Raw genomic sequence first — 19,062 nt, 5'->3', positions numbered from 1 at the left:
TGCTTATTGCCACAGAGCAGCCAATTTTTTGCCTTTATGAACCGTAAAAATCATTTAAACACCTAACTTTGCAAACTTATTTTTATCATGAGCGATTTTAGTTTTGTTTGAGTACTGTCGCGCAATACCATTACCTATGCAAAAATACACCGTTACAGCAGCATTGATTTACGCCAATGGCCCCATTCATATCGGGCATCTGGCGGGTTGTTATATCCCTGCTGATATTTATGTACGTTACCTGCGTTCTACGGGTGCCGATGTGGCCTTTATCAGCGGTACTGACGAACACGGCGTACCCATTACCGTAAAAGCCAAAAAAGAAGGCAAAACACCTCAGCAGGTGGTAGATTTTTACTACGAGCAAATCAAAAAGTCTTTTTCTGATTTCGGAATATCTTTTGATACCTATTCACGCACGTCGAATAAGACCCACCACGAATTATCGCAGGAGATTTTTACGACTTTATATGATAAGGGCTACTTTGATGAAAATGTAAGCGAGCAGTATTATGACGAAGTAGCACAGCAATTCCTGGCCGATAGATACATTGTAGGCGAATGCCCGGTTTGTGGTAACCCCAATGCGTATGGCGACCAGTGTGAGCGTTGCGGTTCTACGCTTTCACCAACCGAATTGAAGAATCCGCATTCAACGCTTTCGGGTTCTAAGCCTGTCATGAGGTCTACCAAAAACTGGTACCTACCCCTTGACCGTATGCAGCCTGAAATTGAGAAATATGTAAACAGCCACACCGAGTGGAAAACCAATGTTTTCGGGCAGTGTCAGTCGTGGTTGAAAGAGGGTCTGAAACCCCGCGCTATGACCCGTGATTTGGACTGGGGTATTAAAGTTCCGTTGCCTGATACTGATGGTAAGGTATTGTACGTATGGTTCGATGCGCCTATCGGTTACATCACCTTTACCAAAGAATGGGCCGACCAGAACGGTAAAGACTGGAAAGACTATTGGAAAAACAAAGATACCAAGCTGGTACATTTTATAGGTAAAGACAATATCGTTTTCCATTGTATCATTTTCCCGGCCATGCTCATGGCAGAGGGAAGTTATATTCTGGCTGATAACGTACCAGCCAATGAGTTCATGAATCTGGAGGGCGACAAAATTTCTACGTCAAGAAACTGGGCGGTTTGGTTGCATGAATATCTGGAAGAATTCCCTGATAAGCAGGATGTATTGCGCTATGTATTAACCGCCAATGCGCCAGAAACCAAAGACAGTGAGTTTACATGGAAAGACTACCAGACCCGAAATAATAGCGAGTTGGTAGGGGTATTTGGTAATTTTATTAACCGTGCATTGGTGCTTACCCATAAAAATTTTGAAGGTAAGGTACCAGCCAGAGCAGAATTAAAAGAGATAGACACGAAAGCTTTGGAGGATTTGAACAGCCTGCCCACTGCCATAGGTACTGCCGTTGCCGGGTATAAATTCCGCGAGGCATTGAGCCTCGTACTGGATTTGGCAAGGGTTGGGAACAAGTATCTGGCAGAAACAGAGCCCTGGAAAGAAAAAGACCCGGAAAGAGTGGGTACTATCATGAACATTGCCTTACAGATTACCGCGAGCCTTGCCATTGTAAGTGAGCCTTTCCTGCCTTTTACATCTGCCAAAGTATTTAAAATGCTTAATATAGATGCCCGCCAATGGGAATCAGCCGGAAGTGCAGACTTATTAGCTGCTGGGCATCAGTTGAACCCAACAGAATTGCTGTTTACCAAAATTGAAGACAGCGTGGTTGAGAAACAAGTGCAGAAATTACTAGATACAAAGAAGATGAACGAGTTAGAGAATAAAAAAGTGCCTGAGTTGAAACCGACCATTCAGTATGATGATTTCTCGAAACTGGATATCCGTGTCGGAACCATTATAGAGGCAGAGAAAGTGGCCAAGAGCGATAAGCTGTTGAAGTTTCTGGTTGATGATGGCTTTGAGAAACGGACTATTCTGAGCGGTATTGCCAAACATTTTACGCCGGAAGAAATGATAGGTAAGCAGGTAACATTCCTTGCTAATCTGGCTCCGCGTAAAATGATGGGAATAGAATCGAACGGTATGATTCTGATGGCCGAAGACCGCGATGGTTCACTGGCATTGTTACAACCTCATAAGGCAGTCTGGAACGGAGGGCCGGTGAGTTAAATTTATTAGAATATAAGATTTGAGATGGGAATGTGTTCAAGCGCATTCCCATTTTTATTAAGGTTTTACCGCCGAAATCGTTATATTTGTAAAAGAAACCATCAATTGTGTATGAATCTGAATAGAATCACTTTTGACCCCAATGTTATGGGAGGGAAACCTTGTATTCACGGTTTGCGAGTTACAGTAGGAACAATTGTAGACTTAATAGCCACCGGACGCTCGAATGATGAAATTATAGGTGCTTATCCTTACTTGGAAATAGAAGATTTACGTCAGGCACTTTCTTATGCTGCGTGGCGGGCAGAAGAGGTAGATATTCCGGTTGTATTTTCATGAGGATATTAATTGACATGAACTTATCTCCCCGCTAGGTTGAATTCTTCCAAAAGAATGATATTGAAGCAATTCATTGGATGAAGGTCGGTGGGCCAAACGATGCAGATAAAGTAATATTTCAATTTGCTTCCGCTAATGACTACATAGTCTTTACAAATGACTTAGATTTCGGAGCAATTTTAGCAGCTACACAAGCAAAACCTCCAAGCGTTTTTCAGCTTAAGAGTCAGGATTTACTCCCTGATGCAATAGGAGAAATAGTTGTCAGATGTTTGAATCAATACAAAAATTATATTGAAGAAGGGAGTCTCATAACTTTTGACATTAATAAAGTCAGAGTCAGGATACTCCCCTTAAAATAATATTCTTACACCCCCGGTTTCACAAACGGCGTTTTGGTAACTACTGCCTTTAACAGTTTATCTCTTACTTTAACAAATACCTCTGTTCCGGCTTTTGAAAATTCAGTAGGTACATAGCCCATGGCAATACCTTTTTGTAAAGTAGGCGACATGGTGCCCGATGTTATCTCACCCAGTTTATTACCTTCGGCATCACATATTTCGTAGTGCGAACGCGGAATCCCCCTGTCAATCATTTCCAGACCAACCAGTTTTCGCTTTAATCCATTAGCTTTTTGTGCTTGCAGATTGGCCGAATTAACAAAGTTTTTGTTGAATTTGGTTACCCAGCCTAGCCCAGCTTCCAACGGAGAGGTAGTGTCGGTAATATCGTTGCCGTATAAACAATAACCCATTTCCAAGCGTAAAGTATCTCTTGCACCCAAGCCAATTGGTTTAATGTCAAACTCGGCACCGGCTTCAAATATGGCGTTCCAGAGTTTTTCGGCATCTTTGTTGTCTACATATAATTCAAAGCCACCGGCACCCGTATAACCCGTAGCCGAAACCAGCACAGGCTCTATGCCGGCCACAGTACCCGATTTGAACGTATAATAGTCCATAGCAGACAAGTCAATGTCGGTTAGTTTCTGCAGCGTATCAATGGCCTTTGGCCCTTGCACAGCAAACAGACAGGTAGAGTCTGACAGGTTCTTCATTGGTACATTTTCAGTATTATGGCTCTGTATCCAGTCCCAGTCTTTTTCAATGTTTGAGGCATTCACAACCAGATAATACCAGTCTTCTGTCAGTCTGTAAACCAATAAATCATCAACCACGCCACCTTGTCTGTTGGGCAGGTAGCTGTATTGCACCTTTCCGTCGAACAGGGTAGAGGCATCATTGGCCGATACTCTTTGTATCAGTTCCAGGGCTTTATCTCCGGTCAACATAAATTCTCCCATGTGCGACACATCAAACACACCTACACCATTGCGTACACAGTTGTGTTCTTCAATATCTGACGAATACCTGACAGGCATCAGAAAGCCTGCAAACGGTACCATTTTTCCGCCGATTTTTTCGTGCAGGTTACTCAGTGGGATTTTTTTTATTTCTGTTGATTCCATGTGTTTATAGCTAAAATAGTTTTGGCGACAAAAATAGGTAAAATATCTGTTTGTGGACTTACGAACATAAAAAAAGAAGAAACACGAGCGCTCATGTTTCTTCTGTATACTAAAATGAAATGATTGATTAATTCGGATTTTGATTCTGATTGAATTGCTCCGTTATTACCTTACGCAATGCCTGATGCGGCCTTAAACCATTGTTGCGGTAGACTTTCGGGCCAGCGTCTGATTTTGAATCCTGTGCATTACGCATTTGCCTTACTGACGAACTCCTGAACTCCTCATACTCGTCGTCTGTCATTTCACCCCTGTTGGCTGTGCCTTTGGCCACACCATCATTAAACGAGTTGATTCGTCTATCCTGATCTGCAAGTTTTGCGTGTTCAAGCATGCTATCAATTTCGGCAAGAACCGTCTTTTTCTCTTCTTTCAACTCAGCAACCTCGGGTAAAGTTACCAAATCATTTTCAAGTACGTTTTTTTGTGCTATTTGTGCGGCCAATGCTTTTTCAGCCTCTTTCAGGGTGTCAGTCAGTTTTACATTTTGTTTGCGTAATCTTCTGATCGCCGGGCCAGACTGCAGCCAACGGTACCAGTACGCATGCATTACCGGCAGGGCAATGCCCAAACAGATAGCCCCGGCAATGGCAAACAGAATACCGCTTAAAACGAACGACATCAAAGCCCAGGGGCTGTTTACCAAATCAATATTCAGTTTGTCATAAGCCTTCAGTTGCTCGTCCATTTTCTGTATAAGCGCCTGATTGTTGGCAGGTTGCGCGGCCGACGGGTCTAAAGGCGTGCTGTTCAGCTGCATTGCCTTTATTTGCTTATTGATACCCTCTTTAAGTTTATCGGTTTTGTAGGCCTCGTACCTGAACCAACCCAAAACAAGCATGGTGCCTATTGAGAACACCAACAGGAAGCCCTGAAATACACCATAAACCTTTTTGGTTTTTTCGTTATAGTTATGCAGGTAAGGGTGCTCAACCAGCCGCTCATAGGCAGGTTTCAGCAGTACAGATAACATGGCCAGACCAATGGCAAATGCCCAGGCCTCAAAATTGTTACGGATATTGAGCGCATAGGCCACAATTTCGTGCGATATAATCAAATCGCCTGATACAAAAGCCACCCCTGCCAACAGATACAGAATACCCGCAAACAGAGAGTAGGGCGACTCAGATTTTTTGTGCTTTACTTCTATAGAGGCAATTTTTGCATGATTGGCATCAATGTCTTTGTTTATATAGCCTATGTGCTGGGTCTGGGTATCAATGGCCTGCAGATGCTCCTGCAGTTTGTCAAAAGAAGCCTTTCGCTTATCACGATTTTCGGCAATGGCATTGTCTATCCGGGTCAGTTCTTCGCGCTTATCGTTAATGCGGCCTTGCAGCCACTCATAACTTACATGGCTTGACAGATAGCTCTCGTAAGTTGCCTTGTCAACATTCTCAACACCGGTAATGTACCCGTGCTGAAAATCAGTATTATAATAATTTTCGTTTTCCTTTTCCATTGATTGTACAGGTTGGTTTCACGAGGTGAAATGCTATTCCAATATTTTCTTGATTTCCTTGTTTGTCAGTTTTTCGCGGTAACTTCTGGCCAGATTAAACTCGCTTTCAAAGAGTTTAATAAGCATCTCGCGTTTTTCGTTCAGGCGTTTCAGCTCTGCTTCAGGCGCTTTCAGCTCGTCAATTATCTTCCATTTTTCAACTCTCTTTTCATCTATTTCAAGTTTAAGCTGGTTTACCTCGTTTTCCCAGTCACTGGCCTTATTGCTTTTGTCACTGGCCAGTTTCAGGTTGCTTATCCATTGGCCTGCATCATTTTTAAGTAATGTCAGGTTGCTTAGCAGTAGTTTGCCTGCAAACAGAAACAAAAAGAAACTAAACAAAAGCAGAGCCAGCGCACGCGCGGTAGACTGGGTCTCTAACACCTGTACAAACACAAAAATAGAGGCGGCGGCAGGCATACCTATTTCTTCCAGAACGTTCTTCCACGAAATTTTCCTTTCCTGCTCATGAAAGAGCGACTTCGGCGTAAAGAGATTAAACATACCGGCCAGCAAGACACCCAAAGCAATAAATTGATGGTTGCGCGGAAAATTGGTCAGGATAGACTCATCAATCAGGAAGTAATTGCCTACACACATGGCCACCGATAACAAAAAACCTGCTATGGTGCGAGGCAGATGGTGAGCCGAAGCCTCAAGGTTTTCAAGCGTTACACCTTTATCTTTTAATTCGTTAATTCTGTTTTCTTTTTGTTCAATAAAAAGATTCAGTTCTCCGATTTTTTCAGAGTAATACTCAACCGTCTTTTCCAGATTGGCCGTTTTATGCGAAAAGTAATTTCTGATAGCGCCAATTTTTTCATCTGCTTTTGAATCAGATAATCCAAAGATTACGCCTTCATCGCGCAGGGCGTCTTCGTTTTCAAGCCAGAACGGAGAAAGAGGTAATTCGGCAGGCTGAGTGGGCTCTTGCACAGCAACCACACCCGTAGGAATTGATACGGCAGGAGGTTCATTAATTACAGGCGGAACCTCGGCAGGCACATCTGAGGGTTGTTCAGACAGAAGCCAATTTTTTAAACGACTGAGCAGAGACATGGGTTAATTAGTTTTTTAATTATTTCCCCGATTAATTAAATAATAGCTTTTTTCAGGAATTTGTTAATACGAATAAATGATATTAAGCGGGTAATAATAGTAACCCGTATAATGCCATTATAACATTAAATTTAAGAAAATATTATCGTATCTCTCCAAAAATATGTGAAGAGGGGCGTAAGTGTTGTGTAGGAGGTTGTTTTTGGGATGAATTGCCTTTTTGATTTGTCCGGAGTCGGTAGTATATCCTATTGAGGCAGCTTATGCAACCACACAGTTAATTAACATGAAAGATAGTTTTTGAAAGGTTTTTTGTAGGTTTGCCTTTGTTTTAGATTTTTAATTACCTTAGCAGGATGCTTAACTTCCTTTATAATCTGTCAATCTACGCCTATGTTTCATTACTCAGGCTGGTTTCGCCTTTCAACAAAAAAGCAAAGTTGTGGGTAGAGGGCAGAAAAAATCTTTTTGATAAACTGAAAACAGATGCCGAACGCAAACACTGGCGTTCAGGCGTTACCAGGCTGGCATGGTTTCATTGCGCTTCACTGGGCGAGTTTGAGCAGGGCAGGCCGGTAATTGAGGCTTTCAGAAAAGAGTATCCCAACTATAAAATACTTCTAACGTTTTTTTCGCCGTCTGGTTATGAAATCCGGAAAAACTATACCGGTGCCGACTACATCTATTACCTTCCGGCGGATACTCCCGAAAACGCAGCCAGTTTTGTGGAGATTGTAAAGCCTAGTATCGCTTTTTTCGTGAAATACGAATTCTGGAAGAACTATCTGACGCAGTTGCAGAAACGGAAGATACCCGTTATTTCTTTTTCTGCTATTTTCAGGCCGAATCAGGTATTTTTTAAGTTTTATGGCGGATTTTACCGGGAAGTGTTACATAAGTTTGACCATATTCTGGTGCAGAACACGCAATCGCTGGAACTGCTAGAGGGTATCGGTATTGCTAACACCACTCTGGCCGGAGATACACGCTTTGACCGCGTAAAACAGATTGTAGACAACCGCAAGGAGATTCCGGTAGTTGAGCAATTCAAGAATGGCAAACAGGTATTCATCATTGGTTCGGCCTGGCAGGCTGATATGGACGTCATGATTCCAATGATGAATGATTTAAAAGATGGTACAAAATTTATTGTTGCTCCGCATGAAATCCATGATGCTGAAATTGAAATATGGCGTAAGCAACTCAGCTCAAGAACGGTGCTGTTCTCTGACGCCCGCGAAACACCTGACCTTGAAGCCTGTGACGTACTTTTTATTAATAACATAGGTATGTTGTCTTCTTTGTATCAATACGCCGAGTACGCCTTCATTGGTGGTTCTTTTGGCAAGGGATTACATAACATACTGGAAGCCGCCACATTTGGCATGCCTATATTCTTCGGTAATAAAGCCTATCACAAATTTCAGGAAGCCAACGATTTAATAGCAGCAGGCGGGGCGTTTCCTGCAGAAAATACAGAAGAACTAAAGTCTTTATATGTAGGAATGAAGACTAACGAAGCCAGCCGAAAGAGCGCTGCCACTATTTGCAGCAATTATGTAACAGCTAATGTAGGGGCCACACAAAAGATAATGGAGGTAGTAGGAAGCATTATCAGAAAATAATCATGCTTCCTGATACCCTTAGTTTTTTACAATCATATATACACCAACCACTGTAACCACGCCTCCTACAATTCTCCATAGCGTAATCGGGTGCATTTTGTAGCCAAGCAGCCCGTAGTGATCCAGTATCATGGCGGTAATTAACTGGCCTGCCACAATCAGGGCCAGCATATTGGCCGAACCGATTTTCTGTACAATAAGAATAACTGTGGTAACAAAAAAAGCGCCCAGTATTCCACCTATCCATTTCCACCAGGCCAGAGACTTAAGCGCCGATAAGGAAGGAATAGGCTCTTTGAAAAACGGCGTAATGAGTATAAGCCCCACAAGCCCTACCGAAAACGAAATAATAGCAGCAAAAATAGGATTATTGATACCCTTGCGTAGCTCGGCATTAACGCCCGACTGTATGCTGTTGGCTACTCCGCAAAGGACGGCGAAAAAGTAAAAGATGATATTCATTAATAAAATGTGCTGCCTGTGGCAGAAAGTATGTTTATAGAATTACTTTTTCTAACATCTGTATATATAATTGAATTCCTTCTTCTATTTCGTTCAGGTAGATATATTCATCGGCCGTGTGCGAACGTGCCGAATCGCCCGGCCCCATTTTAAGCGAAGGGCAGTCTAGCAAGGCCTGGTCTGATGTGGTAGGCGATCCATAAGTATTACGCCCCATGCCAATACCTGCCTGTACAATCGGGTGTTCCATCGGAATGCTTGAAGGGCGCAGGCGGATAGACCGTGGTACAACCTCGCTGCCAATATTTTTTCTTACGGTTTCAATAATCTCTTCCAATGTATATTGCTCGGTTACACGTATATCAACTGTAAATTTGCAGGCATCAGGCACTACATTGTGCTGGGTACCGGCACCAATGATGGTAACAGTCATTTTAATTGGCCCAAGGTTTTCTGATACTTTAGGGAATTGGTATGTCTGAAACCAGTTGATGTCTTCAATGGCTTTATAAATGGCATTTTCGCCTTCGTTTCTTGCCGCGTGGCCAGACTTACCATGTGCTGTACAATCTAATACCAGCAATCCTTTTTCGGCAACAGCCAGGTGCATCTGGGTAGGTTCGCCTACAATGGCAAACGATATTTCAGGTAATTCGGGTGCTACAATTTCAAGGCCGTCACGGCCTGATATTTCCTCTTCGGCTGTTGCAGCCATTATTACATTATAGCTGAGGTCCTGGCGGTAATAGAAATAACAGAAAGTGGCAATCAGAGACACCAGACACCCGCCGGCGTCGTTGCTGCCCAGGCCATATAACCTGCCGTCTTTTAAAAGCGGGTTAAGCGGATTAAGGGTCCAGGAAGGATTAGGCTTTACGGTATCGTGGTGAGAATTAAGCAGAACGGTGGGTTTAGAGGCGTCAAAGAATTTATTTCTTGCCCAGATATTGTTTTTCTTTCGGCGATACGGAATGTTTCTTTCCCTGAAAAATTCTTCTATAATTGCCGCTGTTTCATCTTCCTGTTTACTGAAAGACTCTGTCTGAATCAGGTCTTTTAGCAATTCAATGGCATCTTTCGTTAATGTCTCAACCAGATTGGAGTTCTGAATCATATCTTCTTAATAATGGTAGTTCTGCAAAGTTAAAGAATTATTTGTGTTCCGCTTTGTCCATGGGCAACTGCTTGCAGTAATTCATCGGCATGGCAGATTATCACCTTGGCTACACCTTTCTGCAGGGCGGCAAAGGCATTATCCAGTTTGGGTATCATACCGGCATTAATGGCGCCTGAAGCTTTGTATCCGGCATAGCTGTCCGGTGTTAGGGTAGGTATGACCGAATCGTTATCTTCAGGGTCAGACAAAACTCCTTTTTTCTCAAAGCAGTAAATCAGGTTTACTTCGTAATGCTGCGCCATAGCCACCGCTACCGACGACGCCTGCGTATCGGCATTGGTGTTCAGGATGTTTCCTTCTTTATCAAAAGTAAGTGGTGCAAAAACGGGTGTCAGCTCATTTTCTACAAAGTTCTTAATGATTTTGTCGTTCACCTGCGCTACGTCTCCCACATAGCCATAATCAATTTCTTTTACCGGGCGTTTTCTGGCTAGTATTACCCCGGCATCAGCGCCTGTAAGGCCAATGGCGTTGCAGCCCAAAGCCTGTAGCTTTGCCACCACTTGTTTGTTTACCAAACCCCCATACACCATTGTTACTACCTCTAGCATAGGCAGGTCTGTAATACGGCGGCCGTCTACCATTTTGGTTTCAACATCCAGCTTAACTGCTATTTTAGTGGCAATTTTACCGCCACCGTGAATCAGTATTTTAGCATCAGGTAAAGCCGAGAAGTCTTTCAGGAATCTGGCCAGGGCATCTGGGTTGTCAATTACATTGCCGCCGATTTTTATAATGTTAAGTTTTTGCTTCATTTATTGGTTATATTTGCCGTATAGAGGTAGTTTTTATAAAGGAATATAATCTTTAGCCGTTATTAATCCCCAAAATTACACATGAAATTAGAAACTCTAACCATACATACCGGAAATGATGGTGAACCCGCCACCGGAGCGGTGATACCCCCCATTATTCTTTCAACTACTTTTGAGCGCGCCGCCGACGGAACCTTTGTTGAGGGACGTGATATTTATGCCCGCGCCTCTAACCCCAACCGACGTATGCTGGAAGAAAAACTGGCTGCGCTGGAAGGCGGTACCGATGCCATTGCTTTTTCGTCGGGTCAGGCAGCTACCATGAGCGTTTTTCATGCTTTGGGTACCAACAGCCATGTAATTTTACCGGACGACATCTATTACGGCACCCGTTATATGATTGAGAGCCTGTATGAACACTGGGGTATGACCTGCACAGCAGTTGACATGACCGACATTGGCCAGATAAAAAGGGCAATCAGAGAAAATACCAGGCTGATATGGGTAGAGACGCCATCAAACCCAAGTTTGAAAATTACCGATATACAGGCAGTAGTAAAACTGGCAAAAGCTAAAAATATTCTGGTGGGCTGCGATAACACCTGGGCTACCCCTTATTTTACCCGTCCGTTTGATTTTGGCGTGGATATCATCATGCACTCAAGCACCAAATATTTCGGTGGGCATTCTGATATTCTGAGTGGCTGCATTATTGTTAACGATAATTGCCCGCCGGAGTTGAAAGCCAGAATCAGGAATTTTCAGACAACAGGAGGCGTAATACCCTCACCTTTCGACTGCTGGTTGTTGTTTCGTAGTCTTTCTACTTTTGCAGTCCGGATGCCGGTACATGCCCATAATGCCATGAAACTGGCCATGTTTCTGGAAGGGTATCCGCAGATAGAAAAAGTAAATTATCCGGGTCTGAAATCCAATGAATATCACAAGGTTGCCAGAAAACAAATGAGCAACGGTTTTGGCGGTATGATGTCAATACTGGTAAAAGGTGGCCAGGAAGCTGCCCTGAAATTGACAGCCAACCTGAAACTGGTAAAACATGCTACCAGCCTGGGCGGAGTAGAAACGCTGATAGAACACCGTAAGTCGGCAGAGGGCGCCCATTCGGTAAGTCCTGATAACCTGCTGAGAATATCAACAGGCATTGAAAATATCGACGATCTGCTTGCGGATTTCAGACAGGCACTTGAAAATTTATAAGCACTAAATATTTATTTTAATTAAATATTAACCAAAATAACCCATTCTGGGTTAAATAAAAGCCGGAGCAAATCGTTTATATTCGCAATCAGCTTATTTTCTTAAGTAGGCAGGTACCGGCGAAAGACGCTATACTTTAACAAACAGGTCTATTTTATTAACACAAAAAACTAAATAATGAAGAAAGTACTTTTTTCAATTTTTCTCCTTTCTTTTTTTCTACAAACCAGCGCACAACAGTTAAAGACTAAACCAAACTGGCAGAATCTTGATTTTGAAAAAGACGGTGTTAGAGGTATGAGCGTTGAGCGTGCATACGCCGAATTATTGAAAGGCAAACCATCTAAAACTGTTCTGGTGGCCGTTATTGATGGTGGTACGGATGTAAACCATGAGGATTTGAAAGACAGAATCTGGGTAAACGCTAAAGAAATTGCAGGGAACGGTAAAGACGATGACAAAAACGGGTTCGTTGACGATATCAATGGCTGGGATTTTCTGGGTGGTAAAGACGGCCAGGACGTAAACCACGAGCAGATTGAAATAACACGCATGCTGAAACAGCTGAAGGAAAAATTCGGAGATAAACCATCTAAGAAACTACTACGTAAAAATCAGGCTGAATACGCGTTGTATCAGAAGCTGCAAAAAGAATATGAAGAGAAAAAAGCAGAAGCTGAACAATATGCCCCATTTTATGCACAGTTGTATAAGAACTTCGTAGAGTCGGAGAATGTATTGAAGGCTTATCTGAAAACGGATAATCTGACAAAAGAAAGCATAGCCGGCATTGACGAAAACAGCGTAGACCGCAGTGTAAGAGCGGCCAAGCGTACATTAGAGAAGTTTATGGAGCTGGGCGCTACCGGCAGCGATATTAAAGATGCCGTTGAACACTACGAAAACGAACAGAAGTATAACCTCAATCTTGATTTCAACCCACGTGTAGTGGTGGGCGACAAGCCTGATAAATTGCAATACGGCGAATATGGCAACAACGAAGTGGTAGGCCCCGACGGTATGCATGGTACCCACGTAGCAGGTATTATTGCGGCCAATCGCAATAATAATCTGGGTATAAAAGGTGTGGCAGATAATGTACGCATTATGGTGGTGCGCGCCGTACCTGATGGCGACGAAAGAGATAAAGACGTGGCCAATGCTATTCGTTACGCCGCAGACAACGGCGCACAGATTATCAATATGAGTTTCGGAAAACCTTATTCTCCTGAGAAAAAATGGGTCGACGACGCCGTGAAGTATGCGCAGTCGAAAGGTGTATTGCTGATAGCCGCTGCCGGTAATGATAATGAGGATACTGATGTAGACGTGCATTACCCCACCAACACCTATGCCAATGGCGGAAAAGCCGAAAACTGGATATCAGTAGGAGCCTTGTCATGGAAAAATGCACCTGATGCCGTGGCAGAGTTCAGCAACTATGGTAAAAACAATGTAGATGTGTTTGCACCGGGTGTTGATATCTACTCTACCATTCCGGGTTCTAAATATGAAGAAAAGAGCGGTACAAGTATGGCTGCACCAGCCACCACAGGTGTTGCCGCTTTACTGAAATCGTATTTCCCTGAGCTAACAGCGGCCCAGTTGAAGAAAATTATTCTGGAGTCGGCAGTGAAAGCCCCGGAATTGAGAGTTTACAAACCCGGAACCAAAGAGATTGTGAAGTTTGAAGATTTGTCGGTAACGGGTGGCATTGTAAATGCCTACAATGCTGTAAAAATGGCCAGCGAAATGACCGCAAAGCAATAACAAATGTTAATCAGATAAGTTATGAATCCGTAGCAGCCTCTGCTACGGATTTTTATTTTATCAAAATGAGACAATAGCAGGAGAGTAAATGAGGGTACTCTGGTTGTTTTCGGTTTATTTTGTAGAATAGTGCAAAATATTATTGATAAAATTAAAAATTGCAATGAAACGAATATTTACCCTGCTCGTCTGTCTCGCTGGTATTAGCGCGATGGCTCAAAACCTGAGTACCTATGATTTAACCTGCGAAAACCGGGTGAATCCTATCGGTCTGGACGTAACCAGGCCACGTTTTACATGGAAAATTGCCGCAGGCGGTCGTAACATTCTTCAAACAGCATACAGCATTCGGATAGCCACATCTCCCGATTTCGCCAAAAAAAATCTGGTTTGGGATTCAGGTAAAGTAAATAGTGATGAGTCTGTATTACAAACCTATCAGGGAGCTCCGCTTAAATCGGGGCAGAAATACTACTGGCAGGTAAAAGTCTGGGATAATCAGGCGAATGAGTCACCCTGGAGTACCACGGCTTTCTGGCAGACGGCCCTACTCAACCCGGCTTCTGAAATAACAGCCCAATGGATTTCGTCCGGCATTAAAGCAGATACTGCCTATGGCATAGTGCCGCAATTCAGAAAATCATTCAGCACATCAAAAAAGATTAAATCGGCTATTGCCTATATTACTTCTAAAGGATTGTATGAGGCACATATAAACGGCCAAAGGGTAGGCGATGCCTACCTGACACCCGGCTGGACCAGCTACAACAAACATTTGTTGTACCAGACATACGATGTTACCAATCTTTTAAAGCAAGGCAAAAACGCCATTGGTGTAAGCTTGGCCAATGGTTGGTACAGAGGTGAATTAGGCTGGGAGAAAAAGGTGAATTTCTATGGCAAAGAAACCGCATTGCTTTGCCAGTTAAATATAACTTATACAGATGGAAAGACAGAATCTGTTATTTCTGACGGCACTTGGAAAGTATCAACCGGGCCTATTCAATTCTCTGAAATTTATGACGGCGAAGTATATGATGCCAGACATGAGAAGGCAGGCTGGGCAACCGCTACCTTTGACGACAAAAATTGGCAGTCGGTGGTAGTAAAAAACTTCCCGAAAGATATACTGTTTGCTGCTAATCATGAATTGATTACCAAACATGAAACCTTTAAGCCTGTAAAGGTGCTAAGAACGCCAAAAGGCGAGCAGGTACTTGATTTCGGCCAGAATCTGGTAGGTTGGGTACAAATGAAGGTGTCGGGTAATGCGGGTGATAAAATTGTGCTTTCGCACGCTGAAGTGCTTGATAAAACCGGTGGGCTTTATTTTGATAACCTCAGAAACGCACTGGCGCAGGATACTTATATTCTGAAAGGCCAAGGGGTTGAAACCTACGAACCGCGATTTACTTTCCACGGGTTCAGATACGTAAGGGTAGAGGGTCTGAAAGAACCATTGAACCCCGATAACTTTACCGCTGTGGCTTTGTATTCTGATATGAAACCAACGGGCAGCTTTGAATGCTCTAATCCACTGGTAAACCAGCTACAAAAGAACATACAATGGGGGCAGAGGGGTAACTTTCTTGATGTACCAACTGATTGCCCACAACGCGATGAACGCCTTGGATGGACAGGCGACGCTGAAGTTTTTTCACGCACGGCCGCTTTCAATTTCAATGTAAACAATTTTTTCTCTAAATGGCTGAAAGATGTGGCTGCCGACCAGAATCCTAATGGCGCCATTCCTTTTGTGATACCCAATGCCCTGAAAGGTACTTTTTTTGATACCCCGGCAGGTGCAGCAGGTTGGTCTGATGCGGGTATCATCATTCCATGGAATCTGTACGTAGTATATGGCGATAAGCGCGTGGTAGAAGAACAATACCCCAGCATGAAAGCATATCTGGATTATGTACGAAAAGCCGCAAATAATGATTTATGGAATACCGGTTTCCAGTTTGCCGACTGGCTATCATACAGGGTAGATGATTCGAAAGGTCTGATTGGCCAGAAGTCTGCCATTACAGATAATTATCTGGTAGCACAGTGTTTCTTTGCTTATAATGCCAGCCTGATGATCAAAGCGGCGAGGCTCCTGGGCAAAACAGAGGAGGTAAAAGATTATGAAGCCCTTTTGGAGCGCATAAAGGCCGCGTTCCGCAAAGAATTTATGACAGCCAGCGGAAGGCTGATTTCTGAAACCCAGACAGCCTATATACTTGCCTTACAGTTTGATATGCTGCCCGAAGAATTACGCCCGCAGGCAGTAGGCCGACTGGTAGATAACATAAAAAGCTATAATTATCACCTGACTACCGGCTTTTTGGGTACGCCGTTCCTTACGCCTGTACTCACCCGTTTTGGCAGAACCGACGTTGCCTATCGGTTGTTATTGCAGGATACCTACCCGTCATGGCTGTATCCAATTAAAATGGGCGCCACTACCGTTTGGGAAAGGTGGGATTCTATGAAGCCCGACAGCACTTTTCAGGACCCAAGCATGACCTCGTTCAACCATTATTCGTATGGCGCCGTGGGAGACTGGATGTATCGGGATGTAGCCGGTATTGATGTTGATGAGTCTGGTGCAGGCTACAAGAAAATTATCATTAAACCGCATTTGGGAGACGGGCTGACCTCTGCCAGTGCCAGAATCATCACCAATTATGGTCTGGCCTCATCTGGCTGGAAAAAAGACGGCAAAAGTACGGTATACACCATTGAAATTCCGGCGAACACCACAGCTACGGTTTATTTGCCCACCACAAACGTACCTGATATTGAAGAAGGAGGCAAACCGGTTTCGTCTGATATCAAGATTGATGGCATAGACGGTAATCACACCAAATTGCTGGTGGGTTCAGGCAAGTATGAGTTCAGAGTAAGGAATTAAGAATCTAAATTGAATTATAAAACGAAAGCCGGGGCGTGTTTGCTCTGGCTTTCGTTTTTATGTTTTATGTGTAGGGTAAGAATTAGTTCTTACCACTGGTTTGCACACCTGATGGCTGATTTTGTTTAGCCTGTTGCATAGGGTTAGGCCCTTGCTGGAACGCCCTTTGTTTGAAAGCCTGAAACTTGGTTGGTTGCTCCGGTTCACGCGGGAATGCATTATTGGCTGTATCAATATCGGCAATCTCATAGAAAGGGTCAAGTGTAAACTTCTTCACTTTTTTGGTAGTTGGAAGCGTTTTCTTAATCTCTTTATCGTTTAATCGCCATATTTCAGCAGGTATTCTCACAATTTCGTTAGTGCCGTCTTCGTAATCCAGTTTCACAATAACAGGCATTGGCAAACCACCTTTATTTTTGATTTTCAAAACATAGAAGTTTTTGCCTTCTTCCAGCATTTTGCGTTCTTCTTCAGACAAGCTGGCTTTATATTGATCCGATTTCTGTTTGTCGGTAGCTGTTACGGCAAACTTATCATAAGAGTTGTAGAAGTCTCTCATCGTTGAGTCTGCCTCTACTACGGTTTGTTTAATATCTGTTTTGTTGCGGATATTGCTCAGGGTTTCGCGCTTGGCGTCAAAATCAGCTTTATCTGCCGCTTTTTTAGCAACCGGGTCCTGGTTGTCGATAGAATACCATTCAACCTCGGCAAGGTCCTGGTCAACAGGTTCTACGCCATAAAACCAGCCTTTCCAGAACCAGTCCAGGTCAACGCCTGAGGCATCTTCCATAGTACGGAAGAAATCGGCAGGCTGCGGCGATTTAAACGCCCAGCGACGTGCGTATTCTTTAAATGCATAGTCAAACAGCTCGCGACCCATAATGGTTTCGCGCAACATATTTAAACCCGTAGCAGGTTTAGCGTAGGCATTTGGCCCTAATGATATAACGTTGTCTGAGCTAGACATGATAGGCACTTGTTGTGTCTTATCGGTTTTCATGTAAGGCACAATGTATTGCGGCTCACCACGACGCGACGGGAAGTTACGGTCCCATTCCTGCTCAGCCAGATACTGGCAGAAAGTGTTCAGGCCTTCATCCATCCAGGTCCATTGACGTTCGTCCGTATTTACAATCATCGGAAAGAAATTGTGGCCAACCTCATGGATAATTACACCAATCATACCTGCTTTGGTCATTTCAGAGTAGGTGCCATCCGGCTCAGGACGCCCACCGTTGAACGATATCATCGGGTACTCCATACCACCGCCTGCAGTAGCATGGCATGAAATGGCTACCGGATATGGGTATTGAATGGTACGGTTACCATAGCTTCTCAAAGTATGTTCTACCACACGGGTTGAGTATTGCCCCCAAAGCGGGTTACCTTCTTTTGAGTAGAACGACATTGACCATATTTTGCGGCCGTTGTTATACACATCAGTCTGCATGGCATCCCAGATAAATTTACGAGACGAGGCAAAAGCGAAGTCGCGCACATTAGATGCCTTGTAAATCCAGGTTTTTTTGCCGGTTGGCTTAGCTTTCTCAGCGGCTTCTGCTTCGGCCTGAGTAACAATCACAACCGGAGTTTTAGAGTTTTTAGCCTGTTCGAAACGTTTCAGTTGTGTGGCAGACAAAACTTTGTCGTAGTTCTGGCATTCGCCGGTTGCCCCAACAACGTGGTCGTTAGGTACAGTAATTTCAACTTTATAGTCTCCAAACGGAAGAGTAAACTCTCCCTGCCCCAAAAACTGCTTATGCTGCCAGCCGTTTACGTCGTCATATACAGCCATCCGCGGAAACCAGTGCGCAATAAAGTAGTTATAGTTGCCGTCTTTAGGGAAGTACTCCATACCCGAGCGGCCGTAGTAGTCTGTAATGTTATAGTTCCAGTCGACACGGAAAGAGTAAGATTGCCCGGTTTTCAAAGGTGTGGGTACTTCTACTCTCATCATGGTATTGTTGATGGTATACACCAGATTGGCCCCGGTTTTGGCATCTTTTACCAAAGTAATTTTGTAGCCATACTCTTTGTTGCTGGCAATAGTGGCTCTTACCGAACTGGGTGCGTTGATACCCTGAATGGCTCCGAAAGACATCTGGTTTTCAATGCCGCCTGTTTTGGTTAAGGCGTTGATAGATGTTTTTTCAAACAGGTTCTGGTCTAATTGCAACCAGATGTAACGCAGTTCGTCAGGCGATTTGTTGGTGTACGTAATTACCTCTGTTCCAATAATGCGTTGGTTTGCGTCGTCCAACTCCACTTTAATGTCGTAGTCGGCTTTTTGTTGCCAGTAGTCTTTGCCCGGTGCACCAGAGGCGGTGCGGTAGGTGTTGGGTGTGGGTAGCTCGGTGCCCATTTGCTCAAAACGGGTGTTGGCATTGTATTGGGTAGTGGCCGGCATCTGCGCAAACGCCGTGAACCCCGCCAATAAACAGATAAATAGAATGGTGTTTTTCATGAATATGATGAAGGAACTTGATTGATTAACAAAAATAAATAAAAACCTGAATGATGTATATTAAAAATGTGCCCGGAGGATGGGGAAGAGACCATATT

Annotated in this window: 13 protein-coding genes and 1 pseudogene; 7 read left to right on the top strand and 7 right to left on the bottom strand. The window is 43.7% G+C overall.

Annotated features, from left to right (window positions below; translation table 11 throughout):
• Window positions 1-136 precede the first annotated feature (136 nt).
• The 3 genes and pseudogenes from metG to MB380_RS19900 all read left to right on the top strand — a co-directional run.
• On the top strand, window positions 137-2,164 hold the full coding sequence (gene metG / locus MB380_RS19910) for a methionine--tRNA ligase (RefSeq protein WP_253530716.1): 2,028 nt from the start codon (window positions 137-139) through the stop codon (window positions 2,162-2,164).
• A 174-nt stretch (window positions 2,165-2,338) separates the two neighbouring features.
• On the top strand, window positions 2,339-2,503 hold the full coding sequence (locus MB380_RS19905; RefSeq protein WP_253530705.1) for a DUF433 domain-containing protein: 165 nt from the start codon (window positions 2,339-2,341) through the stop codon (window positions 2,501-2,503).
• 47 nt (window positions 2,504-2,550) lie between these two features.
• Window positions 2,551-2,865, top strand: a pseudogene (locus MB380_RS19900) (DUF5615 family PIN-like protein); the annotation flags it as partial.
• Window positions 2,866-2,870: 5 nt separating this feature from the next.
• On the opposite strand, the gene gcvT reads toward MB380_RS19900, so the two are convergent.
• From gcvT to MB380_RS19885, 3 genes are all read right to left on the bottom strand, one after another.
• Complete coding sequence (gene gcvT / locus MB380_RS19895) at window positions 2,871-3,974, bottom strand: glycine cleavage system aminomethyltransferase GcvT (RefSeq protein WP_253530701.1); 1,104 nt, start codon at window positions 3,972-3,974, stop codon at window positions 2,871-2,873.
• Window positions 3,975-4,101: 127 nt separating this feature from the next.
• Window positions 4,102-5,496 carry a hypothetical protein gene (locus tag MB380_RS19890; protein ID WP_253530699.1) on the bottom strand — a complete coding sequence of 465 codons (1,395 nt, stop codon included), beginning with the start codon at window positions 5,494-5,496 and terminating at the stop codon, window positions 4,102-4,104.
• Window positions 5,497-5,529: 33 nt separating this feature from the next.
• Window positions 5,530-6,594 carry a hypothetical protein gene (locus MB380_RS19885; RefSeq protein WP_253530696.1) on the bottom strand — a complete coding sequence of 355 codons (1,065 nt, stop codon included), beginning with the start codon at window positions 6,592-6,594 and terminating at the stop codon, window positions 5,530-5,532.
• A gap of 356 nt (window positions 6,595-6,950) precedes the next feature.
• Between MB380_RS19885 and MB380_RS19880 the strand changes: the two genes are divergently transcribed.
• Window positions 6,951-8,219, top strand: a complete 1,269-nt coding sequence (locus tag MB380_RS19880; protein ID WP_253530694.1) for a 3-deoxy-D-manno-octulosonic acid transferase — start codon at window positions 6,951-6,953, stop codon at window positions 8,217-8,219.
• 18 nt (window positions 8,220-8,237) lie between these two features.
• On the opposite strand, the gene MB380_RS19875 is transcribed toward MB380_RS19880, so the two are convergent.
• Genes MB380_RS19875 through argB form a run of 3 tightly spaced genes read right to left on the bottom strand, consistent with a single transcriptional unit; the run spans window position 8,238 to window position 10,613 of the window.
• Complete coding sequence (locus tag MB380_RS19875) at window positions 8,238-8,681, bottom strand: DMT family transporter (protein WP_253530692.1); 444 nt, start codon at window positions 8,679-8,681, stop codon at window positions 8,238-8,240.
• A gap of 34 nt (window positions 8,682-8,715) precedes the next feature.
• The gene (locus tag MB380_RS19870; protein WP_253530690.1) at window positions 8,716-9,795 is read right to left on the bottom strand and encodes a M20 family metallo-hydrolase; all 1,080 of its coding nucleotides are present in this window, start codon (window positions 9,793-9,795) and stop codon (window positions 8,716-8,718) included.
• A gap of 29 nt (window positions 9,796-9,824) precedes the next feature.
• Window positions 9,825-10,613: an acetylglutamate kinase gene (argB, locus tag MB380_RS19865; RefSeq protein ID WP_253530687.1), complete on the bottom strand. Its 789-nt coding sequence runs from the start codon at window positions 10,611-10,613 to the stop codon at window positions 9,825-9,827.
• Window positions 10,614-10,694: 81 nt separating this feature from the next.
• Here argB and MB380_RS19860 point away from each other — a divergent pair, with 81 nt between their 5' ends.
• The 3 genes from MB380_RS19860 to MB380_RS19850 all read left to right on the top strand — a co-directional run bounded on the left by MB380_RS19860 (window position 10,695) and on the right by MB380_RS19850 (window position 16,500).
• Window positions 10,695-11,831, top strand: coding sequence for a PLP-dependent aspartate aminotransferase family protein (locus MB380_RS19860; RefSeq protein WP_253530684.1), 1,137 nt, complete (start codon window positions 10,695-10,697; stop codon window positions 11,829-11,831).
• 177 nt (window positions 11,832-12,008) lie between these two features.
• Window positions 12,009-13,601 carry a S8 family peptidase gene (locus tag MB380_RS19855; protein WP_253530681.1) on the top strand — a complete coding sequence of 531 codons (1,593 nt, stop codon included), beginning with the start codon at window positions 12,009-12,011 and terminating at the stop codon, window positions 13,599-13,601.
• 163 nt (window positions 13,602-13,764) lie between these two features.
• Window positions 13,765-16,500, top strand: coding sequence for an alpha-L-rhamnosidase (locus MB380_RS19850; protein ID WP_253530680.1), 2,736 nt, complete (start codon window positions 13,765-13,767; stop codon window positions 16,498-16,500).
• A gap of 82 nt (window positions 16,501-16,582) precedes the next feature.
• Here MB380_RS19850 and MB380_RS19845 read toward each other — a convergent pair whose 3' ends face one another.
• The gene (locus MB380_RS19845; RefSeq protein ID WP_253530666.1) at window positions 16,583-18,964 is read right to left on the bottom strand and encodes a M1 family metallopeptidase; all 2,382 of its coding nucleotides are present in this window, start codon (window positions 18,962-18,964) and stop codon (window positions 16,583-16,585) included.
• Window positions 18,965-19,062 lie beyond the last annotated feature (98 nt).

It is taken from the genome of Emticicia sp. 21SJ11W-3, assembly GCF_024138715.1.
GTDB lineage: Bacteria > Bacteroidota > Bacteroidia > Cytophagales > Spirosomataceae > Emticicia > Emticicia fluvialis.
The sequence above is the reverse complement of the archived record's forward strand: the minus strand, read 5'-3'. Positions and strand labels throughout refer to the sequence as shown.